The 21,560-nt window shown below is 71.5% G+C and carries 21 protein-coding genes; 8 read left to right on the top strand and 13 right to left on the bottom strand.

Going from position 1 to position 21,560, the window contains the following annotated elements; genetic code table 11:
* Positions 1-230: 230 nt before the first annotated feature.
* Positions 231-1,664: a DEAD/DEAH box helicase gene (locus ACFT4A_RS23195; RefSeq protein WP_382832960.1), complete on the top strand. Its 1,434-nt coding sequence runs from the start codon at positions 231-233 to the stop codon at positions 1,662-1,664.
* A gap of 67 nt (positions 1,665-1,731) precedes the next feature.
* Here the strand turns inward: ACFT4A_RS23195 and ACFT4A_RS23200 are convergent, their stop codons facing one another.
* The 3 genes from ACFT4A_RS23200 to ACFT4A_RS23210 are packed head-to-tail and all read right to left on the bottom strand — an operon-like array spanning position 1,732 to position 5,971.
* The gene (locus ACFT4A_RS23200) at positions 1,732-3,315 is read right to left on the bottom strand and encodes a hypothetical protein (protein WP_382833155.1); all 1,584 of its coding nucleotides are present in this window, start codon (positions 3,313-3,315) and stop codon (positions 1,732-1,734) included.
* Between the two features lie 32 nt (positions 3,316-3,347).
* Positions 3,348-5,153 (bottom strand): flavin-containing monooxygenase, encoded by a 1,806-nt coding sequence (locus tag ACFT4A_RS23205; RefSeq protein WP_382832962.1) that lies wholly within the window; start codon positions 5,151-5,153, stop codon positions 3,348-3,350.
* Positions 5,154-5,200: 47 nt separating this feature from the next.
* Positions 5,201-5,971 carry an SDR family NAD(P)-dependent oxidoreductase gene (locus ACFT4A_RS23210; RefSeq protein WP_382832964.1) on the bottom strand — a complete coding sequence of 257 codons (771 nt, stop codon included), beginning with the start codon at positions 5,969-5,971 and terminating at the stop codon, positions 5,201-5,203.
* 157 nt (positions 5,972-6,128) lie between these two features.
* On the opposite strand from ACFT4A_RS23210, the gene ACFT4A_RS23215 reads away from it, so the two are divergent.
* Positions 6,129-6,749 (top strand): TetR/AcrR family transcriptional regulator, encoded by a 621-nt coding sequence (locus tag ACFT4A_RS23215; RefSeq protein WP_382832966.1) that lies wholly within the window; start codon positions 6,129-6,131, stop codon positions 6,747-6,749.
* 244 nt (positions 6,750-6,993) lie between these two features.
* On the opposite strand, the gene ACFT4A_RS23220 is transcribed toward ACFT4A_RS23215, so the two are convergent.
* Both ACFT4A_RS23220 and ACFT4A_RS23225 read right to left on the bottom strand, forming a co-directional pair.
* Positions 6,994-7,860 carry an LLM class flavin-dependent oxidoreductase gene (locus ACFT4A_RS23220; RefSeq protein ID WP_382832968.1) on the bottom strand — a complete coding sequence of 289 codons (867 nt, stop codon included), beginning with the start codon at positions 7,858-7,860 and terminating at the stop codon, positions 6,994-6,996.
* A 73-nt stretch (positions 7,861-7,933) separates the two neighbouring features.
* Complete coding sequence (locus tag ACFT4A_RS23225; protein WP_382832970.1) at positions 7,934-9,022, bottom strand: nuclear transport factor 2 family protein; 1,089 nt, start codon at positions 9,020-9,022, stop codon at positions 7,934-7,936.
* A gap of 149 nt (positions 9,023-9,171) precedes the next feature.
* Here ACFT4A_RS23225 and sigJ point away from each other — a divergent pair, with 149 nt between their 5' ends.
* A complete protein-coding gene (sigJ, locus tag ACFT4A_RS23230) occupies positions 9,172-10,194 on the top strand; it encodes an RNA polymerase sigma factor SigJ (protein WP_382832972.1) in 1,023 nt (340 codons plus the stop codon).
* Here sigJ and ACFT4A_RS23235 read toward each other — a convergent pair.
* Positions 10,191-12,248 carry a glycoside hydrolase gene (locus tag ACFT4A_RS23235; RefSeq protein WP_382832974.1) on the bottom strand — a complete coding sequence of 686 codons (2,058 nt, stop codon included), beginning with the start codon at positions 12,246-12,248 and terminating at the stop codon, positions 10,191-10,193. The genes sigJ and ACFT4A_RS23235 overlap by 4 nt on opposite strands.
* A gap of 262 nt (positions 12,249-12,510) precedes the next feature.
* Here ACFT4A_RS23235 and ACFT4A_RS23240 point away from each other — a divergent pair, with 262 nt between their 5' ends.
* On the top strand, positions 12,511-13,497 hold the full coding sequence (locus ACFT4A_RS23240) for a LacI family DNA-binding transcriptional regulator (RefSeq protein WP_382832976.1): 987 nt from the start codon (positions 12,511-12,513) through the stop codon (positions 13,495-13,497).
* Between the two features lie 214 nt (positions 13,498-13,711).
* On the opposite strand, the gene ACFT4A_RS23245 is transcribed toward ACFT4A_RS23240, so the two are convergent.
* A complete protein-coding gene (locus ACFT4A_RS23245; protein WP_382832978.1) occupies positions 13,712-14,080 on the bottom strand; it encodes a YybH family protein in 369 nt (122 codons plus the stop codon).
* A 116-nt stretch (positions 14,081-14,196) separates the two neighbouring features.
* Between ACFT4A_RS23245 and ACFT4A_RS23250 the strand changes: the two genes are divergently transcribed.
* Positions 14,197-15,105 carry a LysR family transcriptional regulator gene (locus ACFT4A_RS23250; protein ID WP_382832980.1) on the top strand — a complete coding sequence of 303 codons (909 nt, stop codon included), beginning with the start codon at positions 14,197-14,199 and terminating at the stop codon, positions 15,103-15,105.
* 32 nt (positions 15,106-15,137) lie between these two features.
* On the opposite strand, the gene ACFT4A_RS23255 is transcribed toward ACFT4A_RS23250, so the two are convergent.
* From ACFT4A_RS23255 to ACFT4A_RS23270, 4 genes are all read right to left on the bottom strand, one after another.
* Positions 15,138-15,965: an SDR family oxidoreductase gene (locus ACFT4A_RS23255; protein WP_382832982.1), complete on the bottom strand. Its 828-nt coding sequence runs from the start codon at positions 15,963-15,965 to the stop codon at positions 15,138-15,140.
* Positions 15,966-16,060: 95 nt separating this feature from the next.
* On the bottom strand, positions 16,061-16,915 hold the full coding sequence (locus ACFT4A_RS23260; protein WP_382832984.1) for a helix-turn-helix domain-containing protein: 855 nt from the start codon (positions 16,913-16,915) through the stop codon (positions 16,061-16,063).
* A gap of 27 nt (positions 16,916-16,942) precedes the next feature.
* Positions 16,943-17,476, bottom strand: a complete 534-nt coding sequence (locus ACFT4A_RS23265) for a DUF6879 family protein (protein ID WP_382832986.1) — start codon at positions 17,474-17,476, stop codon at positions 16,943-16,945.
* Complete coding sequence (locus ACFT4A_RS23270; RefSeq protein WP_382833157.1) at positions 17,442-17,708, bottom strand: hypothetical protein; 267 nt, start codon at positions 17,706-17,708, stop codon at positions 17,442-17,444. The genes ACFT4A_RS23265 and ACFT4A_RS23270 overlap by 35 nt, the downstream gene beginning before the upstream one ends.
* A 251-nt stretch (positions 17,709-17,959) precedes the next feature.
* Between ACFT4A_RS23270 and ACFT4A_RS23275 the strand changes: the two genes are divergently transcribed.
* Together ACFT4A_RS23275 and ACFT4A_RS23280 are read left to right on the top strand one after the other, a co-directional pair.
* Positions 17,960-18,502, top strand: a complete 543-nt coding sequence (locus tag ACFT4A_RS23275; protein ID WP_382832988.1) for a DUF6415 family natural product biosynthesis protein — start codon at positions 17,960-17,962, stop codon at positions 18,500-18,502.
* Positions 18,499-18,876, top strand: coding sequence for a hypothetical protein (locus tag ACFT4A_RS23280; protein WP_382832990.1), 378 nt, complete (start codon positions 18,499-18,501; stop codon positions 18,874-18,876). Before ACFT4A_RS23275 ends, ACFT4A_RS23280 begins: the two co-directional genes overlap by 4 nt.
* Before the next feature lie 6 nt (positions 18,877-18,882).
* Here the strand turns inward: ACFT4A_RS23280 and ACFT4A_RS23285 are convergent, their stop codons facing one another.
* Positions 18,883-19,380, bottom strand: a complete 498-nt coding sequence (locus ACFT4A_RS23285; protein ID WP_382832992.1) for a MarR family winged helix-turn-helix transcriptional regulator — start codon at positions 19,378-19,380, stop codon at positions 18,883-18,885.
* Between the two features lie 47 nt (positions 19,381-19,427).
* On the opposite strand from ACFT4A_RS23285, the gene pip reads away from it, so the two are divergent.
* On the top strand, positions 19,428-20,405 hold the full coding sequence (gene pip, locus ACFT4A_RS23290; RefSeq protein WP_382832994.1) for a prolyl aminopeptidase: 978 nt from the start codon (positions 19,428-19,430) through the stop codon (positions 20,403-20,405).
* Positions 20,406-20,417: 12 nt separating this feature from the next.
* Here the strand turns inward: pip and ACFT4A_RS23295 are convergent, their stop codons facing one another.
* Positions 20,418-21,551 carry a BTAD domain-containing putative transcriptional regulator gene (locus ACFT4A_RS23295; protein ID WP_382832995.1) on the bottom strand — a complete coding sequence of 378 codons (1,134 nt, stop codon included), beginning with the start codon at positions 21,549-21,551 and terminating at the stop codon, positions 20,418-20,420.
* Positions 21,552-21,560: the final 9 nt, after the last annotated feature.

Consider the following 21,560-nt stretch of genomic DNA (forward strand, 5'->3'; position numbering starts at 1 on the left):
TTGCCGGAGCGCCCACGTGGCTCCGCCACGAGAGCGCTCCGGCGCCTTGCGATCGCACGCGCCAGACGCCGCGGAGCCCGCCCTTCGGGCGGACGACGGGGATTCGTCAGACAGGCCCTACCACGTTTCACCCCATACCCGGCTCATTCTTGCGAATCCTGGTGCGGCCCCCAGAGGCCGTCTGACCTCCGGGAATTCCCCGATACGTGCCGCATCGAGGAAGGATCCCCTTGGATCGCACCGCTCGCAAGAACAACGGCTCGCCCCACTCACGCAGGACGGGCGGCCGGAACAACTCCTCCCGCGCGTCCGGCGCGGGACGCGGCGGCCCCCGGCGTCGTACGGCGCCCGGCGGCGAATTCGCGCCGCCCGCCACTCTCACCCCGGCCCTGCCCGCCGTCGAGGCGTTCGCCGACCTCGACCTGCCCGAGCGGCTGCTGACCGCGCTGCGGGGCGAGGGCGTGGTGGAGCCCTTCCCGATCCAGGCGGCGACGCTGCCGAACTCGCTGGCCGGGCGGGACGTCCTGGGCCGTGGCCGCACGGGCTCGGGCAAGACCCTCGCCTTCGGCCTGGCCGTGCTGGCCCGTATCGACGGGCAGCGGGCCGAGCCCAAGCAGCCGGTGGCCCTCGTCCTCGTGCCCACCAGGGAACTGGCCCAGCAGGTCACCGACGCGCTCACCCCCTACGCCCGCGCGCTGCGGCTGCGGCTCGCCACGGTGGTCGGCGGGATGTCGATCGGCCGCCAGGCGAGCGCGCTGCGCGCCGGTGCCGAGGTCGTCGTCGCGACGCCCGGGCGGCTCAAGGACCTCATAGACCGTGGCGACTGCCGGCTGGACCGGGTCTCGGTCACCGTCCTCGACGAGGCCGACCAGATGACCGACATGGGCTTCATGCCGCAGGTGACAGCCCTGCTCGACCAGGTGCGCCCCGACGGCCAGCGGCTGCTGTTCTCGGCCACGCTGGACCGCAACGTCGACCGCCTGGTCCGCGGCTACCTCCACGACCCCGTGGTCCACTCGGTCGATCCGTCGGCGAACACGGTCACCACGATGGAGCATCACCTGCTGCACGTGGAGGACGACGACAAGCACGCCACCACGACGGAGATCGCCGCCCGTGACGGGCGGGTGATCATGTTCCTGGACACCAAGCACGCCGCCGACCGGCTGGCCAAGAAGCTGCTGGCCGTCGGGGTGCGCGCCTCGGCCCTGCACGGCGGGAAGTCCCAGTCCCAGCGGACCCGGACCCTGGCCCGCTTCAAGGACGGCGAGGTCACGGTCCTGGTGGCCACCAACGTCGCCGCCCGCGGCATCCACGTCGACAACCTCGACCTCGTCGTCAACGTGGACCCGCCCGGCGACCACAAGGACTATCTGCACCGGGGCGGCCGTACCGCCCGGGCCGGCGAGTCGGGCACCGTCGTCACGCTGGTCCTGCCGCACCAGCGGCGCGAGACGGCCCGTCTGATGGCGGACGCCGGCATCACGCCGCGGATCACCCGGGTCCGCTCGGGCGAGGCCGAGCTGAACCGCATCACCGGCGCCCAGGCGCCCTCGGGCGTGCCCGTCGTCCTCACCCCGCCGCCCGCCGAGAACCGCCCCGCCCGCACGGGCACGGCCTCGCGCGCCCGCCGCGGCAGGCCCTCCCGGGGCCGCCGCCGCTGACCCCCCCCGGGGCGACACGAAGCGCACTCCACGCTCCGTGCCGCCCCGTTCGTGTTGCCAGGTGCCGCTACGGGTCGCTCCGCGCCCGAGACAGCCGCACCACCGTCCCCTCCCCGTTCGCGGACAACAGCAAGGAACCGTCCGGGGCGGCGGTGAGGCCCGCGAAGCGGGGCGCCAGGCCGGGGAGTTGGTGGGTGAAGAGGGCGGGGGACGGGCGGGGGACGGTGGTCGGGGGGAGGCCGACCGCGAGTGATTCGGCCTCTACGCGCGCCGTGCCCGTGGTCAGGGAGAGCGACCACAGGCGGCGGTGTTCGGTGTCCACGGTGAAGAGTTCGTCGCCGTGGGCGGCGAGGCCCTGCGGGGCGCCGAGGTTCTCCGCGAGCGGCACCGCCTCGCCGCCCTCGTCGAGGCGCAGGATCGCTCCGCGTCGGTCGTCGCTGACGTAGCAGCGCTGCTCGGCGTCGAAGGCCACGTCCACGGGGTGGTCGAGGCCCTCGGCGAGGACGGTCACCGTGTCGGTGCCGTCGATGGCGAGGACCCGGCCCGCGCCCGTCTCGGCGACGATCAGGGCGCCGTCGGCCCGGGTCGCGATGCCCAGGGGCTGGTTCAGGCCGTTCGCCCTGAGCCGGGTCGTGCCGGTGGCGGGGTCGTAGGTCTGTACGGTGCCGAACTGGGAGGTGGTGTGCAGGAGTTCGCCGTCGGCCGTGATGCCGTGGAAGAAGGGCTGGAGGATCTCCGTAGCGACGTCGCCCGAGCCGCCCTCGTCGGGGTGTTCCGGGCGGGCCAGCCGGTAGTGGTCGGCCGCGTAGACCGTGCCGCCGAGGTCGATCGTCACGCCGTAGGGCCCGTCCAGGCCCCGGGGCACGACCGGGCGGGTGCGGCCGTCGGGACGCAGTTCCGTGATGCCGCCGCTGGCGAAGCTGGAGACGAACATGCGGTTCTCCGCGTCGAACGCGGCGTTGTCCAGGCCCGTCACCCCGCTGGTGACGAGCGAGCGCGTGCCCGTGCCGTGCAGGTCGACGCGGGTGACGATGCCCTCGGGGCCGCGCGAGAGGACGTGGAGGACACCGCCCAGGTCGAAGCGGACCGCGACCGGGTCGTGGACGTCCTCGGCGACCACCTCGGGCACCCCGCCGTCGGGCGGTATGCGCCACACCTGCCTGCTGATCATGTGCGGGTAGTAGAGGCAGCCGTCCGGGCCGAGCTGCATCGCGTTGCCGAAGGCCAGCCCGTCGGTGAGGACGACCGGGTCGCCGCCGTCGGGGAAGAGTTCCAGCAGACGGCCGTTCATCTTCATCTCGTTGACGAAGAGCCGGTCGCCGACGCAGGTGATGCCGTTGGGGACCTTCACCTCCTCGGAGACCAGGGCGTACTCACCATCCGGGCTGCGGCGCCACACCCGGCCGGGGACCAGGTCGGCGATGTACATCGAGCCGTCCGCCCCGAAGGCCAGGTCGTCGGGCGACTCGACGGGGCTGTCCATCGGCACGACGACGTCGACGTCCCCGGTGGCCGGGTCGACGGCGCTGATCTTCCCGGCCAGGAACTGGGCGACGTACAGCCGCCCGTCCGGGCCGAACGCCACGCCGTTGGAACCCCACAGCGGGTTGGGTGAGTTGAGGCGCGTGGCCCGCCGGCCGGGACTGCGCATCTCACTCGCGTCGTACCTGCTCGGACCGCCCGTCACGATCCCAGCACCTCGTCCATGCCGCCCTCCGCGCGCCAGCGTCTGATCAGCTCGTAGAACGCGACCGGGCCGTCGCCGTAGGACTCGCTGCGGGGCCTGGGCATGCCCTCGGCGTTGTAGTAGCCGGGGGTGCACTCGGACTGGAAGGCGTACAGGTCGGCCGACTTCCGACGGATCGTGTCGCCCCAGGCGGCCTCCGCCTCGGCCGTCGGCTCCACGCACGGGGCCCCGCGCTCGACCGCCTCGGCGATCACCTCGGCGACATGGGTGGCCTGTTCGTCCAGGACGTGCACGTAGTTCACGGAGCTGGCGCTCTGTACGGAGCCGAGCATGAACAGGTTGGGGAAGCCCCGGCTGTAGAAGCCGTGCAGGGTTCGCGGGCCGGTCTTGCGCCAGGAGTCCAGCAGGGCGGCGCCGTCCCTGCCGTACGCGGGGAGCTGCCCGGACAGCAGGCCGGAGACGCCGACCTCGAAGCCGGTGCCGAAGACGACGCAGTCCACCTCGTACTCCACCCCGCCCACCACGACGGCGCGCTCGGTGATGCGCTCGACGCCGCCGTGGTCGGCCGTGTCGACGAGGGTGACGTTCGGCCGGTTGAAGGTCTCCAGGTACAGGTCGCTGAAGGTGGGCCGCTTGCACATGTAGCGGTACCAGGGCTTGAGCTTCTCGGCCGTCGCCGGGTCCTGGACGACACTCTCCACCCGGGCCCGCAGCTCGTTCATCTTCTGGAAGTCGGCGATCTCCTCCAGGCGTTCGCGCTCCTCGGGCGTGAGGGCGTCGTAGTTGTTGGTCGGGATGAGCTTCTGCTGGAGGCGGGCGCTGCTGGTCCAGCCGTCGGCGACCAGGTCCTTCTCGGCCCGGCCGCCCGTGACGACCGCGAGGAAGTTGTCCCTGCGCTCCCGGGCCCAGCCGGGCTTCAGCGAACCGGCCCACTCGGGGTCCGTGGGGCGCTGTCCGCGTACGTCCACGGAGGACGGGGTCCGCTGGAACACGTACAGGTGCCGGGCGTCCCTGCCGAGGTGCGGGACGACCTGGATGGCCGTGGCGCCGGTGCCGATGAGGGCCACGCGCTTGTCGGCGAGCCCGGTCAGGCCGCCGTTCGCGTCGCCGCCGGTGTAGTCGTAGTCCCAGCGGCTGGTGTGGAACATGTGCCCCTTGAAGGTCTCGATGCCTTCGATCCCGGGCAGTTTGGGCTGGCTGAGCAGGCCGGTCGCCACGACGACGTGCCGTGCGGTCATCCGGTCGCCGCGGTCGGTGCCGACGACCCACACGGACTCGGCCTCGTCCCAGCGCAGTTCGCTCACCTGCGTCCGCAGGCAGGCGTCGCGGTAGAGGTCGAAGTGCCGCGCGATCGCCTCGGCGTGCTCCCGGATCTCCTCGCCCGGCGCGTACTTCCACTTCGGGACGTAGCCGAGCTCCTCCAGCAGGGGCAGGTAGACGTACGACTCGATGTCGCAGTGGATCCCCGGGTACCGGTTCCAGTACCAGGTGCCGCCGACGTCGGCGCCCTTCTCGATGATCCGGATGTCCCGCAGGCCCGCCTGACGCAGCCGGGCGGCGGCGAGCAGTCCGCCGAATCCGCCGCCGACGACCGCCACCTCGACGTGGTCGTGCAGGGGCTCCCGGGTGAAGCCGGGTTCGGCGTGCGGGTCCTCGTCGAAGTGGCCGAACTCGCCCGCGGTACGGCGGTACTGGCGGTTGCCGTCCGGGCGGATCCGCCGGTCGCGCTCGGCGCGGTAGCGCTCACGCAGGGCGTCCGGGTCGAAGTCCAGGGCTGACACGGGGGTGTGGGGGGTGGACATGAAGTCCTCTTCCTCTCGCGGTGCCGTAGGTGAGGGGGCGGGCGGGGTCAGACGGCGGCCCAGGCGTTGTCCACCGGCAGGATGACGCCGTTGACGCCGCTCGCCGCGTCGGAGGCGAGATACACGATGGCGGCGGCCTGCTCCTCCGGTGCGCAGATGCGGCCCATGTTGACGAAGTGCCGGCCGACGACGGACGGTCCGTGGGCCTCCCGGTCGATGTGGACGTCGGCCGTGATGTCGGTGGCCGTGCCGCCCGGGGCTATGGCGTTGGTGCGGATGCCCTGGTCCCGGTACATCACCGCGAGGGAGCGGGTGAGGCCGAGGACCCCGTGCTTGGAGGCGGTGTACGCCGTCCCGGCCGCGCTGCCCCGCAGCGACGCCTCGGACGCGGTGTTGACGATGGCTCCGCCGCCCGCGGCGATCATGTGCGGCAGGACGGCACGCGCCAGCAGGAAGGGTGCCGTGAGGTTGACCCGCAGCACCCGTTCCCACTCGGCGTCGGTGACGTCCGCGGCGGCGGACATGCTGTCCATGACACCCGCGTTGTTGACCAGGACGTCGATGCCGCCGAAGGTGCCGACCGCGGCGGCCACGACCGCTTCGGCCACCGCGCCGTCGCTCAGATCGCCGGTGACGGCGACGGCCGTTCCACCCTCGGACTCGATGGCCGCGACGACGCTCTTGGCGCCCTCCTCGTTCAGGTCGGCGACCACGACCTTCGCCCCCTCCCCGGCGAACCGCAGGGCGGTGGCACGGCCGATGCCGGAGGCGGCTCCGGTGACGATGACGCTCTTGCCCGACAGACCCGTGGCTCCCATGGCGCTCCTCTGCTCGTGACGTCGACCCGGTGCCAGGCACAGTAATGGTTTCTGTCTCAGTGCGACATAAAGACGCGTCGTGCCAGTAGGTCGTTTCACGCCAGTAAGACTCGGTGCGACGTAAAATAGGGTGAGCAGGGCAAGTCGAGGAGGGCGCATGGCCGGACGAGCAGGTGGTGCCACGGGGCGGCCACCGCTGACGGAGCGGCGGCGCGCCGAGACGCGGATGGAGATCGCCGAGGAGGCGGTCCGGCTCTTCGCCGCCAAGGGCGTGGCGGCGGTGACCGCGGAGGACATCGCCTCCGCGTCGGGAGTGTCGACGCGCACGCTGTGGCGGTACTTCCGCTCCAAGGAGGAGTGCGTACGCCCCCTGCTCACCACGGGTCTCGAACTGCTGACGGAGCATCTGCGGGAGGGCCGCGACGAACACGGCTCACTCGCCGAGGCGATCCTGAGCGTCCGGTACGACGACGACGCCACACCCCGCCTGCGGACCCTGGGCGACCTGCTGCTGCTCTGCCGTGACGAGCCGGGGCTGCGCGCGGTGTGGCTGGAGGCGCACTACGACGCGGAGGCGACGTTCGCCGAGATGATCGCCGACCGCACGGGCCGGCCCGTCGGCGATCTCGCGGTCCGGGTCGAAGCGGGCGTGCTGAACACCGCGATGCGCGTCGCGGTGGAGGACTGGGCGCTGCGGTCCGACACGGCGGCCGGGCCGTCCCTGGCGGAGACCGTCAGGCGCGCGTTGCGGATGGTCGACGCCGTCGAGCAGCGCTGACGAGGGTGGTTATGGGGGCCGTCTCGGGGACCTGGGCTCCATGCCCTCAGCCCGCCCCAGCAGGGACGTCAGGTGCTCGTGGGCCCCGTCCCACCCCCATTGCCCCCGCACCCGTTCCCGGCCCTTGCGGCCCATGTCCCGGGCCGGTTCCGGATCGCCCAGCAGCAGCGTGAGCCGGTCGGCGAGTGCTGGCACGTGAGGGCGTGCCCCGAGCGGGATCACGCCAGGTGTGCACGCCAGGTCACTACAGGACCGGCGGACCCTGCTCGACACGGCGCAGCACCGGTGCGAGCCGGTCGATGTCCTCGCCGGTCTGGATCTGCCGCTCGTCCCACCAGGTGGCTCCCGCGTCGGCGAGAGGGCCGACGAGATCACGTGCCTTGGCCGGGTCGCCGCCCGGTGTGGCACCGCCGAGGACGATCTCGAAGGGCGTGCCGGACCGGTCCGTGCGCTGGTCGCGGAGGTAGGCGACCAGGTCGCGGACCTGGTCGACAGGCGGCACATGGCCGTGTCGGGCGTCGTGGAACAGGGGGACCGCTCCGTCCCAGCGCGCGGCCCGGCGCATGGGCGGGCGGCTCGGCCAGAAGCCTGCGACCCAGACCGGCGGCCGGGGACGCTGCACCGTGGCGGGCAGCAGCGTCACGTCCCGCACCCGGTAGTGCCGCCCCTCGTGGTTCACCGGCTCACCCGACCAGTAGCGCCGCAGCAGGTCCAGGCCCTCGTCCAGCCGCTCGGCCAGCACCTTCGGGTCCGTGGTGTCACCGAAGCTCGCGTACTCGTCCTCGATGGGCCCGCCCAGCCCCGTGGCGAAGGTGACCCGCCCCCCGCTCACGGCGTCCAGCGTCGCCACCTGCCGGGCAAGCTGCTGCGGGCGCCGCCGGGCGACCGGGGTGACCAGCGTGCCCAGCCTGATCCGGGAGGTCGCCAGCGCGGCGGCGGTCAGCAGCATCCAGGGATCCCCGAAGGGCCTGTCCCCGTGCCTTCGATGCAGCACGTGATCCCAGACGAACAGCCCGTCCCACCCCGCCTGTTCCGCGGCCACGGCGACCTTCGCCACGGTCCGGGGGTCGGCGAAGTCACCGAAGTTCGGAAGGTTGACCGAGAAACGCATCCCCGCATCCTGGTGCACGGCACGGGGGCGGGCAACGGATCAACCGGCCATGTCGAACGGACCCCGGACCGGGTCAGTAGCCGATGGCCTCCCGGAGGAGCAGGACGGTGCCGCACCCCGGGCGGGGTTCCGCGTTGAGGATGAGCAGGCGGTTGACGGCGCTGGGCCTCCCGTACACCTCCTGGGCGCGGGCGTTCTCCAGCGGGAGAGCGTGCTCCTCGACGCGGCGCAGGGCGGTGCTCAGGTCGGGCACCACCTTCTGCGCGCCGACGATCCAGACCGCGTGGGCGGCGCCGCCCGCGTTGGCGGGGAGCTGGCTGCCGCTGCCCGAGGCGAGAACGAGCGAGCCGGTCTCGGTGACCGCGGCCACGCTGTTGACGACGAATTCGGGGCCGGCGACCAGCCGTCGGATCTCGTCGGCGCCGGTGGCACGGTCGATGGCCTGGACGCGCGGCCGGACGGCGTCGTAGCGGCCCCCGGTGTTGATGTCGTCGTCGATGCCGGACAGCCGGAGGGTCTCGCTGGCTCCGGTGAGCACACTGGCGCCCTCGGGGACCAGGTCCTTGACGCGGGCGCGGGCGGCCGCGGCGTCGTCGAGGATCTCGGCGGCGAAGCCGCCCGCACGCAGCGCGGCGGCTGCCCGCTCCAGTCGTTCGGCCGATGCCGGGTCGGCGAAGGGCCGGGCCGGAGCCGGGGTGGCCGTGGCCTCCGCCGGGCCGGTCCCCGCCTGGGGCGCCGTGCCCGCCAGCGGGGAGGTGTCGAGGTATCTGACCTCGTACACCCGCTCGGCGAACCTCCAGCCCTCCACGGTGCGCTGGTAGCGGTCGTGGTAGACGGCGTAGTTCAGACCCTGGCGTCCGTCGAGGGTGCGCGCGAGTTCCTGGATGTAGGCGCGGCCGGTCGCGGTGTCGCCGTCGAGCACGATCGTGCCGGGGTGTGTGGTCTGCACGAAGAAGTCCCACTGGCTCTGCAGCCTCTCGCCCCCGGCACGGATCTCCTCGCGGCCGACCAGCTCGACGGGGATGTTGGGCATGCGCAGGGCACCGTCCGGTGTGAACAGCGACGCCAGGCGGGGCCGGTCGCGCATCATCGCCGCGTCGGTGAACTCGCCGCGCAGTGCCTCGATCTCGACGCGGTCCGCGATGGTCTGGAAGTCGTTCATGGAAGTCGCCTCTCGGTCCTGTTGTCGTCCTCACCGTTACGACCACGCAGCCCCGCGGAATGTGAGGCGGCGCATCGGCGTCACATTCCGCGGGGCTGTCTTGTCGTAACGGGTAGCGGCAGAAACCGAGCGAGGGAGACGGCCGGACCATGACCACCAGAGCCGAGCCCGGCGACCTTCAGAGCGATCAGGGCGATCAGGGCCTCAGCGCGATCATGAGTGAGCGGCGCCGGCTGATCAACCTCGGCTATCGGCTCCTCGGGTCCCTCGCCGACGCCGAGGACGTCGTGCAGGAGACCTACGCCCGCTGGTACGCCCTGTCCCCACGCGAGCAGCGGGCCATCGAGTCGCCGGGCGCCTGGCTGATGACGGTCGCCGGCCGCATCTGCCTGAACCTGCTCGGCTCGGCACGGGCCAGGCGGGAGACGTACGTGGGCGACTGGATCCCGGAACCGCTGCCCGAGCCCACGGAGTGGATCACCGGGCGCTCCGGCGCCGGCGGGACCGACCCGGCCGATCGGATCACCCTCGACGAATCGGTGACGATGGCCTTCCTGGTCGTCCTCGATGCGATGACCCCGGCCGAGCGCGTCGCGTTCGTCCTGCACGACGTCTTCCGCTACCCCTTCGGAGAGGTCGCCGAGATCGTCGGCCGCACTCCGGCGGCGTGCCGCCAACTCGCCTCGTCCGCCCGCCGTCGCATCCGCACCGCGCGGTCCCCGGCGGGCCCGAGTGCCGGGCAGGCCGGCATCGTCCGGCAGTTCAGAACGGCGTGGGAGGCCAAGGACATCGACGCCCTGATCGACCTGCTCGACCCCGACGCCACCGCGACCGCCGACGGCGGCGGGCTGGCCGTCACCCACCTGCACCCGCTCGTGGGCGGTGAGCGGATCGCCCGTGCCTACGCCAGGATCGCCCGTGCGGCGGGCGACCGCACGACGTTCGTGGAGTGCACGGTCAACGGCCTGCCCGGCTTGGTGGCGCGGCAGGACGGCACCATCGCGACCGTGTTCGCGTTCGAGATCGCGGGCGAGAGGATCAGGCACATCTGGGCGGTACGCAACCCGGAGAAGCTCCGTCCCTGGCGGCACGACGCCCCCGGCCCGGCCGTCACCATGCGGCGACGGCAGGCGGGGGCGTCGTGGAAGGGCGTACGCCGGGCGAAGCGCTAGCGGCCCGTCACATCCGTCACCTTCCACCGCTGGTTGGCCCCGGAGTTCGGCTGCCACACGCCGACGGACGCGCCGTCGTTCGTGGACTGGCCGGAGACGTCCGGGAGTTGACCCGTCGCGGCGTTGACGAGGGTCCATGTGCCGTCACCGGTCGACGACATGATCCACTCGGCGGCCTTGTCCCGACGGCCCTCGTCCGGCTCGGCGACCAGCTTGCCGTCGCGGATGGCCAGACGCTTGTCGGCGGACGTCTCGGTGAAGACGTACCGCTTGCGGTTGTCGCTCCCGCGGATCTGCTCCACCTTCCACTCCTGACCGCTCGGGTCGGAGGCGTTCGCGCTCCGGATGACCAGGCCCGTGCCGTTGTCGGCGAGGGTGAGGTCCTTGCCGCTCTGGGCGCCGGTCAGACGGTAGGTGTGGCCCTTGCGCAGCTCCGCCGCGTCCTTGGCGGTGCCGGAGACGCCCTTGACGAGGAAGGACGTCACGGACTGGGCGGGCACGGTGAGCGTGGCCTGCTTGCCGTTGACGCGGACGGCCTTCTGCTGATCGAGCTTGCCGTCGGCGCTGGTCACCACGGGGGTGACGGTGGCGCGGGAGGAGACCCGGCCGAACTTCGACAGGTCCAGGGTGACCTCACGGGCCTCGGCCGTGCTGTTGACGTGGACGACCGTCGCCGCGTCGCCCTTGCGGGAGACCGCCGCCGTGCTGGACGTGTCGTTCGTCTTGATCAGCCGGTCGCCGGGCTTGATGTAGTGCGTGAAGTTGCGGGCCGTGTCGAACTTGGTGTTCGTGTAGACCGGGCAGGACTTGAGCGTGTCCGTCTTCGTGCAGCTGAACGGGAGCTGGATCTCGCCCCAGTTGCCGCCCTTCGCGGACTCGCCGCCCGGCTTCATGTTGTCGTAGTCCTCGACGGGCTGCCAGAACACCCAGGCCTTGGGCTCCAGTTCACGCAGATCGTCGACGATGCGCTGTGCGAGCCCCAGCCCGGGCCGCATGTCGGTGAAGCTCTGGCCGTCGCCCCAGTCGCCCTCGACCTCGCTCATCCACAGCGGCTTGTCGGCGGCCTTGGCCAGGTCACGGACGGTCGTACGCTGCCCGGTGCCGTAGGTGTGGACGTTCATCTGGTCGACGAGGTCACGCACCTCCTGGGGGTACGAGTTCCAGTTGGTGGCGAAGGTGCCCGGGTTGGTCTCGTCCATCGCCGAGATCTTCGCGTCCGACTTGGACTTGTCCAGCACGGGCCCGAGCGCCCGCAGCACCTTCTGCTGCATCTCGGGGCCTATGTGGGCGCCCTCCTGGCGTCCGCCGGTCGGCTCGCCGTCCGGGCCGAGCTTGGTACCCCAGTAGTCGGTGTTGGGCTCGTTGAACGGGTCCAGCGTGTCGACGTCGATCCCGTGCGCCTTCTCCAGCCGCTCGGTCGCGCCCACCAGGTACTTGGCGAAGTCCTCGACCGACTCCGGCTTGAGCTGGTCCTTGCCCGCGTCGAAGTTGCCGGAGACGTAGCCGCTCTCGGTCATGAACCACGGCGGGGAGTTGCTGAAGGTCTCCCAGTGGGTGATGTCCTTCTTGATGCGGTCGACCCACCAGCGCTGCGTCTTGTCCGCGTTCTTGTTCCAGTCGCCGGAGTCCTCGGCGTCCCACCAGTCGACGTCCTCGCGGGTCGTGCCCGCCGGCGCCTTCCACCAGCCCTCGACGGCCCCGCCGGCCCGCAGATAGTCCTTGACGTCCGGGGCGTTGCCGCCGCCGATGTTGTAGCGGGCGATGTTCAGCGCGAGGCCCTCGTCGCCGAAGAGGAGCTTGTAGAGCTTCTCCCGGATCGCGGGCGGGTAGTCGCCGGTGGCGTTGGCGAACCAGACCAGACTGGTGCCCCAGCCCTCGAACTTCTCCCCCGAGTAGGAGGGGTCGGGCCGGACGGTGACCCCGGCCGCGGCCGTCTGCGACGTCGTCTCGGCGTGCGCGGCGGGCAGGGTGGTCGTGGCCAGGACGGTTCCGGTCGCCAGGGCGGTGACGCCGATGGCGCCGAGGAGCCTTCTCTTGCGGGTGCGGTGTGCCATCTCGAGTACTCCAGGGCTTCTGGTGCGGTTTGGCGCCTTCTAGTACGGTTTCTACTAGGCAATGTTTACGTAAACATCCACTGGCGGGATGTCTACACTGTCCGAATCTCAGGGGTCAAGGAGTCGTTCCGGACCTAATTTTTCGCGCCAGGTGGGCGGCGAGGGGAGCGAGGGGCAGGTGGGCACAGTGGACGGCGAGAGCGAATCAATGGGCACGAGCCGTACGAGAAGGCGCGCGGCCCGACCCCGCCAGGGCGCGTCCATGGCCGACGTCGCCCAGCTCGCCGGCGTCTCCTCCCAGACGGTCTCCCGCGTCTCCAACGGCTTCCCCGGCGTCACCGAGGACACCCGCCGGCAGGTCCTGGACGCCATGCGCGAACTGGGCTACCGCCCCAACAGCGCGGCCCGGGCGCTGCGCCGGGGCGAGTTCCGCACCCTCGGCGTGATCACCTTCTCCCTCTCCACCATGGGCAACATCCGCACCCTGGAGGCCATCGCCACCTCCGCGGCCCAGCACGGCTACGCCGTCACCCTGCTGCCCGTCGCCGTCCCCACCCAGGACGAGGTGAACGGCGCCTTCTCCCGCCTGGGCGAACTCGCCGTGGACGCCGTCATCGTCATCATGGAGATCCACCTCCTCGACGCGGCGACGGTCTCGCTCCCGCCCGGCGTGCAGGTCGTGGTGGCCGACTCGGACGCCGGCGACCGCTACACCGTCGTCGACACCGACCAGGCGGGCGGCGCCCGTGACGCCGTACGGCACCTCCTCGACCTCGGCCACGACACGGTCTGGCACCTCGCCGGCCCCGAGGGCTCCTTCGCCGCCCAGCGCCGCGCCAACGCCTGGCGCGACACGCTGACGGCCGCGGGCCGGGTGACACCGCCCCTGGTCCGCGGCGACTGGTCCGCCGAGTCCGGCTACCGGGCCGGTCTGCGCCTGGCCGACGAGCCGGACTGCACGGCGGTGTTCGCGGCCAACGACCAGATGGCCCTGGGCCTGCTGCGCGCCCTCCACGAACGCGGCCGCCGGGTCCCCGACGACATCAGCGTCATCGGCTTCGACGACATCCCCGAATCCGCGTCCTTCCTCCCGCCCCTCACCACCATCCACCAGGACTTCGCGGAGGTGGGGCGGCTGTGTGTGGAGGGGGTGCTCGGCAAACTGCGGGAGGGTGGGGCGGAGTTCGGGACGACATTGGTGCCTACGCGGTTGGTGCGGAGGGAGAGTACGGGGGGCCGCCGGCGGTAGGGGCCAGGGGGTAGGGGTAGGGGTTGGGGTTGGGCGTCGGGCGGTGGGTGGGATCTGGTCGGGTCGCTTGGGGGGCGTTCGGCTTGGGGGCGGGTCTCGACTCGGGTCGGCCGAGGGCGCGTTCGGCCGGGCGGGTGGGGCGAACTCGGGCTGTTCGACGTCGCGTTCACCCGGCGGGGCGCGCTCGACTCGGCCGGATCGGCTGAAGGGGCGTTCAGTTGGTGGGCGGCGGGGTGAACTCGGGCTGGTCGAGGACGCGTAGCCAGCTGCCGTCGGGCTGGCGTCGGACCACTTGGGCGCGGGCGCCGGTCCCGTCCTTCGGCGGGGTCGAGGTCAGGGCGATGTCACCGCTGACCAGCGTCGGCAGGGGCGCTTCCGGCTCGAAGCGGGGGCGGTCGGCCAGCACCTTCTCCCACAGCGCGCGGATCGCGTCCCGCCCCACCGTCCGCTGACCGGGCGGATAGGCCAGCACCGCGTCCTCTTCGTAGAGCGCGGCGACCCCGGCCGCGTCACCGGCGTTGGACCGCTCGACGAACAAGCGGGTGAGGTCCTCGGGGCGCAGGGCCTTCTCGTACTCCGGCATGGCGGATCTCCTGAACGTCGTAGAAGGTCGTAGAGGGTCGATGCCTGCGTCCAGCGTGCTCACCCCGGGATCAGAAGTCCAACAGATGGATCTACTGCTCACTAGAATCCCCAGTCATGGAACTGAGGCAGCTCGAGTACTTCGTCGCGGTCGCCGAGGAGCGGAACTTCACGCGGGCCGCCGAGCGCGTGCACATCAGCCAGTCCGGCGTCAGCGCTCAGATCCGCCAGTTGGAACGTGAACTCGGTGCCGAGCTGTTCGACCGCTCAACCCGCACCGCCACCCTCACCGCGGCGGGCAGGGCAGCACTCGACCACGCCCGAGCGACCCTCGCGGCGGCCGGGGCGGTGGGCCGGGCGGTCGACGAGGTGACCGACCTGATCCGGGGGCAGCTCGTGGTCGGGATGGTCATCGGCTGCACCCTCACGCCCCTGTTCGACGCGCTCTCCGCGTTCCACCAAGCGCACCCAGGGGTCGAGATCTCCCTACTGGAGGACAACTCCGACCGGCTCGTCGAGGCCGTCCGCACCGGCACCGTCGACCTGGCCCTCGTCGGAACCGCGACGCCCGCCCCCGAGGGGCTCGAGGCGCTGACGCTCATCAGCGAACGGCTCGTCGTAGCCGTGGCGGCCGGGCATCCCCTGGCGGAACAGCGGCAGGTCGTTCTGCGCGACCTGGCACCCCATCCGATCATCTGCATGCCCCCGGGCACCGGCCTGCGCACGGTGTTCGACCGCGCCTGTGCCGCACAGGACCTCCACCCCACGATCGCCCTCCAGGCCAGCGCCGCGGACGCCATCGCGGCCCTCGCGGCCCGCGGCCTCGGCGTCGCCGTCCTCAGCGAGTCGATGGCCACGAGCCATGCAGACCGGCTCGTCACCCGCCCCCTCGACGACGTGACGACACTGGCTCTACTGGCCCTGATCTGGAAGGGGACACACGGCCCTGCGGTGCGTGAGCTGCTCGGGCATTGCGGGCGGGCGTTCACCGGGCGCGCCGATGATCGGGCAGGGTGGGACGAGTGAGCATGCGCCGACACGGCCCGCTCTGCAGTCGCTCAAGATCCCAACGCGAGGAACTGTCGGGCACCGCGCAACGTGGTGTGCAGCTTGCGTTGGGTGGCGCGGCTGTCGAGGCGGACCTCGAGGGCTCCGGGAAGTGCGCTGTCGGCCCGCAGGCCTGTGGGTAGTCGGGCGGGGTCGAGCCCGTCGCGCCTGGCGATCAGGGTCCCGAGTTCATGACGGCTGACGGCATCGGCTCCTGCCAGATGGTGCACGCCGGTCGCGTCGCCCGCCGCGAGTTCCAGCAGGGCTGCGGCCAAGTCGGCGACATGGACGGGGCAGCGAATGTCGTCGGTGAACAGGACGCCGTTCCGCGTACCTGCCGCGAGGTCGTGCACCAGGCGTACGTGCAGTGACTGCCAGTCGCCGATGATCAGCGAGGTGCGAGCAATGACGGCGTCCGGGTGCACGAAACGGACCCCTGTCTCCGCTGCGGCCTTGGCCGCGCCGTAAGGGGTGACAGGGTCGGGGAGGCAGTTTTCGTCGTAATGGATGCGGGTGCCGGAGAACACCGCGTCGCTGGATACATGGACCAGGCGACAGCCGTACTCCGCAGCGGCCATCGCCAGCCGGACAGGACCCTCGGCCGTGACCGCCCAGTCGGATTCGGCGCTCGTCGCGTTGATGACGAGGCGCGGACCGATCTCTGCCACGACGGCTTCGACTCGTTCGGGATCCCGCAGGTCGAGGGCGTGCCACGCGACCCCGGGAGCGGTGCCGGGACGGGACGCGAACGTCGCGGCCGTCGCGTGTCCGGCCGCTGCCGCTTGGCGTGCCAGCTCAGTACCCAGGAACCCGCTACCGCCGATGATCAGGACCGTCATGGCGCGACACAGTAGACGACGCCCGCTCCCGCTCCCGCTCCAACGCCATTGAGAATAAGCAAACTTGATCGAGACTCCGGTCGGCTCCGCAGAGATCAGCGCAAGGCTTCGATGGCTCCCACGATCAGGGCTCGGGCATCCGCTCCGTACACGGCGTCGCCGCGGAGTTGCTCGAAGGCCCGGAGGTACAGGGCGATCTCGGAGGGCTGGGTGATCTTCACTCTGGCCGAGACGAGTTCGACGGACACCAGCCGATCGTCGTAGACGTGGAAGGTCTCCCGCGGCCACTGGGCCCGGCTGGGCGCTGACATGGGAATGATGCCGAGGGATACCTGGGGCAGTGCTCCCGCGGTGAGCAGGTAGCCCAGTTGGGCGGCCATCTCGTCGGCGCCGCAGATCTGGTGCCGCAGAGCATCCTCCTCGACCACGAACACGAAGCGGTGTCCTGGCTCGTGGATGATGCGTGATCGGTCCACGCGGGCGCGTGCGGCTTCGGCACTGTCGTCGACGGGGACATCACGGAAGCGTGCGCTGATCCCGAGGATTCCTGCGGCGTATCCCTCCGTCTGGAGCAGGCCGGGCACAAGCGTCGAGGAGTAGACCCGGAAGAGCTCCGTGTCCTCGAAGAGCCGGGGCTCGCTGGCCTGCAATGCCTTGAGTCCGGCTCGTACTTGGCCGCGCCACTCCGTGTACATGGACTCGGCGTGGAGTGACTGGTTGATGAGGGCCTCGGCCTGGTCGACAGCGTCGCACGCTCCGCACCACTTACGGATGTCCGTGGCGGTGGGCGCCGTGCGCGCGTTCTCGATCCGGGAGGTCTTGGCGTGGTGCCACTCGCATCGGCCGGCCAGCTCAGTGACCGTCAGCCCTGCGGTCTTGCGCAGGTCACGCAGCCGCTGGGCAACCACCTCGCGCGCGGCCTGGGCGGACGAGGAGGGAGAGAAGGACATGAGCTGGCCTGTCTGATGCGTACCGGGTCAGTGGATCTCGTACTGGTGGTGCGGAACGGCGCGAGGCCACATTGCCTCGAAGGCTTCGGCGCACAGCTTCGCCGCCGCCGGGTCCTCGGAGACTTCACCGCCGACGGATACGCCGTCGCCGGTGAAGTGGTTCCAGTACACCGTGTGGTCGTCGAACAGCCAGAAGTCGTTGCCGGGCAGCGCGAGATCGGAGGCCCGGCGCCGGGGAAGCCAGCGCACCAGCTCACCGGCGGCGACGTTCGTGAAAGTGAAGCTGTGCAGGAACCGGGTGTACTCGCTGACCGGTTCCGACACGATCCGGGCCCGTCGGATCACGACGCCACGCGCGACCGTCTCCTCGACCAGGCTCAGCCAGGGCCGCCACCAGGAAGTCCGGTCGGCGGGATCATGCCGGTGTCCGCGACGCCACTCGGCGAACGGCCCGGACTCGTAGTCGACGGCGTACGCGTCCCGCATCTCGAGGTGGACGGCGGACCGGGTGGCGCCGGCGAGCAGGTCAGTGAACGCGGGCGGCGGCACGTTCGGCGGCATCGCATGCCTCCCTGATCATCGGCACCATCCTGGCGGGGATACGGACCACTGCTTCGTTCTCGGGGATGCCGACCGCATGGCCCGGCACCTCGAACGCGGATACTTCCGCTTCGAGTTCAGGCGACGGCTTCCACCCCTGGAAAACGAGTTCCTTCTTCTCCTCGTCGACCCAGACGGTGGGTGATTCGTGGTCTCCGGTGTTCGGGTCGATGCCGATGAACAGTAGCGGCACGGCTGCCTCCATCAAGATGATGTGCAGGACTGTGCAACACAGCTGACCCGCCACCAGGCCACCGGTCAAGGGCGCCAGAGTGCCATCAGCCGAAGGCGTGACCTTGGATGCACATATATGCACATCAATAGTGGTCTCATACACCGCGCTTCTAGCGTCTGTCGGCACGACAAGACCCTGCGAGGAGCGTCGACACCATGACCGCTACGGACCCGCAAGCCTGGGCAGCAGACCCACCAGACCTCGCGACCATGCGCGAGACTGCGCAACGGGTGCTCGGCCCGGACTCAGGACCGGACACCCTTCCACCACCCGCCCGCGAGCTGGACACCCTCATCGCCCGACTACGCGGCCACCTCGAGCTGCTCGCGCCCGAGGTCGAGCGCGCGGCCGGACGACTGCCGGAGGGGAGCCTCGCCCGCCATGGCGCCACAGCCTGCGTCGAGGAGGTCCGAGGCAAACTCCGTGCCCCCGAACTCAGCCGCGCCGCACCGGGCTGCGGCGTGATGTACGCCCGCAGGCTCGCCCGGGTCCTGGGCGCCCTGTGCGAGCACTACGAGATCCTCAGCGCCCCCGGCCCGACGGGCCGGACACCGGAGCAGACCGCGTTCCTGCGTCTGGCCGAGCACTGCGCGAGCTGCCGGACCTGTCGAACCGCGGACGAGACGGGCGCGAACGCCGAACCCCCCTGCGCGGAAAGCGACCGGCTGTACGGGGAGTACCGACAAGCCCGTGCTCGCCTCACCGCAGCCCACCTCGGCAGCTATCGACACTCCGCGGAGGCCTCGGCGTGACCCCCACCCATGACTTCCAGGAACTGTGCGAGCAACTGGTGCGCACAGCGGAGTCGCCGAGTGCTCGGGCCGCCGTTCAAGCGCTGGCTGAGGAGCGCACGATCCTGGACACCGCCGCCGCACGGTACGCCCTGATCGTCGACACCAACGGCGGCGCCATGTCCTGCTTCGAACGGCTGGCGGGGCGCCAGTACACGCTGGGCCTGGATGAGCAGCAGCGCGCGTTCCTCAGCCTGGTCCTGTCGATGGTGGGCATCGGGCTCACCACCATCGCGGCCGTGCAGGACCTCGACGACCGCCGTCTGCCGATCATCCTCCGGGCGATCCTGCGGCTCGCGGGCAACGACACCATCGCCGTCGGCACCCGCGTATAGCCCACTTCACGAAGGACCCTCACTCCCCGGGCCCCGATAAGCCGCCCCCACCCGCTCCCGAAACGACCGCCTCCCCACCGCCTCCACCACCTCCCCCAGCAACACCCCAAGCGGCATGGACAACTCCGCGTCCAGCTCCGCCATCGCCGCCACCGTGGCCTCCCACTCCGCCTCGATCCGCGGCAGCAGCGCACGGGCCTTCGGAGTCAGGTCGATCAGGCGGCGGCGGGCATCCAGGGGGTCGGGGGTGTGGGTGACGAGGTCCGCGCGGGCCATCTGGGCCGCGGTCTGGCTCGCGGCCGAGTGGGTGACGCCGATCGCGGCCGCCAAGTCGCGTACGGACAGCGGGCCTTCGGCCAGGAGGGCGCGTACGACCGGGGAGAAGCGGGGCCGGTACTCGGTGAGGCCCTGTTCCTCGTAGATCTTGGACACGTCGCCGTCGAGCAGTTCCAGGACGTGGCGGAGCAGTGTTCCTACGGCGGCCGGATCCGGGGTGTCTCTCATCCTGTTAATCTAACAGCGCTGTTATATGTCGGGAGGGTGTGTCCTGCATGACCGAGCTCTATCCCCCCATCGAGCCCTACGACCACGGCATGCTCGACGTCGGCGACGGCAATCGCGTCTACTGGGAGACCTGCGGGAATCCGACCGGCAAGCCCGCTCTCGTCCTGCACGGCGGGCCGGGATCCGGCGCGGGGCCGTTCTGGCGGCGGCTCTTCGACCCGACGGCGTACCGCATCGTGCTCCTCGACCAGCGCGGGTGCGGGCGGAGCACGCCCGACGCCGCCGATCCGCTGACCCCGCTCGCCGCCAACACGACACAGCATCTGATCGCGGACGCCGAGCGGCTGCGGCGGCACCTCGGCATCGAGGAGTGGCTGGTCCTCGGCGGTTCCTGGGGTGTGACCCTCGCGCTGGCCTACGCCGAGCAGCACCCGGGATCAGTGTCGGAACTGGTCCTGTTCAGCGTCACCAACACCACGCGCCGCGAAGTCGAGTGGGTCACGCGGGACATGGGGCGGATCTTCCCCGAGGAATGGGCCCGGTTCCGGGACGCCGTACCCGAGGGGGAGCGCGACGGCAGCCTGGTGGAGGCGTACGCCCGGATGCTCGCCGACCCCGATCCGGCCGTACGGGAGCGGGCCGCGCGGGAGTGGTGCCGCTGGGAGGACGTGCACGTGTCCACCCACCCCGGGCACAAGCCCGATCCCCGGTACGAGGACCCGCACTTCAGGATGCGCTTCGCCCGACTCGTCACGCACTACTGGCGGCACGCGGGCTTCCTGGAGGACGGGGCCCTGCTGCGTGACGCCGGGAAGCTGGCCGGGATCCCGGGGGTGATGGTCCACGGGCGGATGGACATCAGCGGGCCTCCGGACATCGCGTGGCAGCTGGCGCGGGGGTGGCCGGACGCGGAGCTCGTGCTGATCGGCGGGGAGGGACACGGGCTGTCCGGGGACGCCACGACGGATGCCGTGCTGGCGGCTACGGACCGGTTCCGGCCGACCGGGAACGCGCGCGCTGTCTGACGCAGGCGACTGTCAGCGGACCTTCGGGGTGCATGCGGCCCCGCACGTCCCCAGGCTGCACCACCTCCGCCGCCCGCTCTCGTCGAGGAACAGCCAGCCGCAGTCCGGGCTGGAGCAGGCGCGGACGGTGAAGCGGCGGGTGTCGGCGAGCAGTTCGGCCGCGCTGCGCGCCACCGCGCACAGGGGCAGGCGCAGCCCGGCGGAGGGGGACGGCCGCCAGCGTCCCAGGCCGTCCTCGCCCCGGGTGAAGACCGAGAGCCGCGCGGCGTCCTCCACCACCCCGGCCACCGCCTTGAAGGCCCGGCCGTCCTGTGGATCGGTCAGACAGGCGTACAGGTCCGTACGGAACCGCCGGGCCTCGTCGAGCGCGGCCCCGGCCTCGGCGGGTTCGCGTACGGCCTGTTCCCGCAGCCGGGCGACCGTCCGCTCCTCGATCAGGTCCAGATGCCCGGCCCATACGGCGAGCGCGGCGTAGCCCGACAGCCAGTCCGATCCGGGCAGCGGGTCCCCGCCCCACCCGGCGTAGGTGTTGCAGAACTCCAGCGCGGGGTGTCCGCTCGTACTCCACGGCAGCCACTGGTCGCCGACCCGTACCGCGTAGACGGGGCCGGGGGGCCGGTCCAGCCGGGGGTCGCCGCGCAGCATGCGTTCGTGCAGGGTGCGCAGGTCACGGTGGGGTTCGATGCCGAGTTCGGTCGCGAGGAGGGTGCGGGTGCTGTCGTAGAGCCGGAGTGCGTCGGCCTGGCGGCCGGCCCGGTACAGGGCGGTCATCAGGGCGGCGACCAGCCGTTCACGCGTCGGGTGCTCGTCGAGCAGGGGTGTCAGGTCCGCCGCGACCCGGTCGTGCCGCCCCACGGCGAGCTGCGCCTCCGCCCGCTGTTCCAGGGCGGACAGCCGCAGTTCGGCGAGCATGCCGCCCAGCCGCGTCCGCAGCCGCTCGTCGGCCACGTCCGCGAGCGGCTCGCCCCGCCACAGCCCTAGGGCATCGTCGTAGCGGCGAATCCGCTCGGCGGGGGTCCCGGCGGCGGCCGCCTCCGCGAGGAGAGCCGTGAACTCCTCCGCGTCGACACGGTGTTGGCCGTGCTCTACGGCGTACCCGTCGTGCCGGGTCTCGACGGCCCCCCCCGTACGGCCTGAGCGCGGCACGCAGCCGGC

Origin of the sequence: Streptomyces sp. NPDC057099 (assembly GCF_042671245.1) — a bacterium.
Classification (GTDB): Bacteria; Actinomycetota; Actinomycetes; order Streptomycetales; family Streptomycetaceae; genus Streptomyces; species Streptomyces purpurascens.

Excerpts from the sequence above, each read along its gene's own strand:
- ACFT4A_RS23285 (WP_382832992.1), bottom strand. The coding sequence starts at position 19,380 with ATGAGAGACACCCCGGATCCGGCCGCCGTAGGAACACTGCTCCGCCAC.
- ACFT4A_RS23275 (WP_382832988.1), top strand. The coding sequence starts at position 17,960 with ATGCGCGAGACTGCGCAACGGGTGCTCGGCCCGGACTCAGGACCGGAC.
- ACFT4A_RS23200 (WP_382833155.1), bottom strand. The coding sequence starts at position 3,315 with ATGCGCAGTCCCGGCCGGCGGGCCACGCGCCTCAACTCACCCAACCCG.
- ACFT4A_RS23235 (WP_382832974.1), bottom strand. The coding sequence starts at position 12,248 with ATGGCACACCGCACCCGCAAGAGAAGGCTCCTCGGCGCCATCGGCGTC.
- sigJ (WP_382832972.1), top strand. The coding sequence starts at position 9,172 with ATGACCACCAGAGCCGAGCCCGGCGACCTTCAGAGCGATCAGGGCGAT.
- ACFT4A_RS23210 (WP_382832964.1), bottom strand. The coding sequence starts at position 5,971 with ATGGGAGCCACGGGTCTGTCGGGCAAGAGCGTCATCGTCACCGGAGCC.
- ACFT4A_RS23205 (WP_382832962.1), bottom strand. The coding sequence starts at position 5,153 with ATGTCCACCCCCCACACCCCCGTGTCAGCCCTGGACTTCGACCCGGAC.
- ACFT4A_RS23240 (WP_382832976.1), top strand. The coding sequence starts at position 12,511 with ATGGCCGACGTCGCCCAGCTCGCCGGCGTCTCCTCCCAGACGGTCTCC.
- ACFT4A_RS23255 (WP_382832982.1), bottom strand. The coding sequence starts at position 15,965 with ATGACGGTCCTGATCATCGGCGGTAGCGGGTTCCTGGGTACTGAGCTG.
- ACFT4A_RS23220 (WP_382832968.1), bottom strand. The coding sequence starts at position 7,860 with ATGCGTTTCTCGGTCAACCTTCCGAACTTCGGTGACTTCGCCGACCCC.
- ACFT4A_RS23265 (WP_382832986.1), bottom strand. The coding sequence starts at position 17,476 with ATGCCGCCGAACGTGCCGCCGCCCGCGTTCACTGACCTGCTCGCCGGC.
- pip (WP_382832994.1), top strand. The coding sequence starts at position 19,428 with ATGACCGAGCTCTATCCCCCCATCGAGCCCTACGACCACGGCATGCTC.
- ACFT4A_RS23215 (WP_382832966.1), top strand. The coding sequence starts at position 6,129 with ATGGCCGGACGAGCAGGTGGTGCCACGGGGCGGCCACCGCTGACGGAG.
- ACFT4A_RS23250 (WP_382832980.1), top strand. The coding sequence starts at position 14,197 with ATGGAACTGAGGCAGCTCGAGTACTTCGTCGCGGTCGCCGAGGAGCGG.
- ACFT4A_RS23260 (WP_382832984.1), bottom strand. The coding sequence starts at position 16,915 with ATGTCCTTCTCTCCCTCCTCGTCCGCCCAGGCCGCGCGCGAGGTGGTT.
- ACFT4A_RS23225 (WP_382832970.1), bottom strand. The coding sequence starts at position 9,022 with ATGAACGACTTCCAGACCATCGCGGACCGCGTCGAGATCGAGGCACTG.
- ACFT4A_RS23245 (WP_382832978.1), bottom strand. The coding sequence starts at position 14,080 with ATGCCGGAGTACGAGAAGGCCCTGCGCCCCGAGGACCTCACCCGCTTG.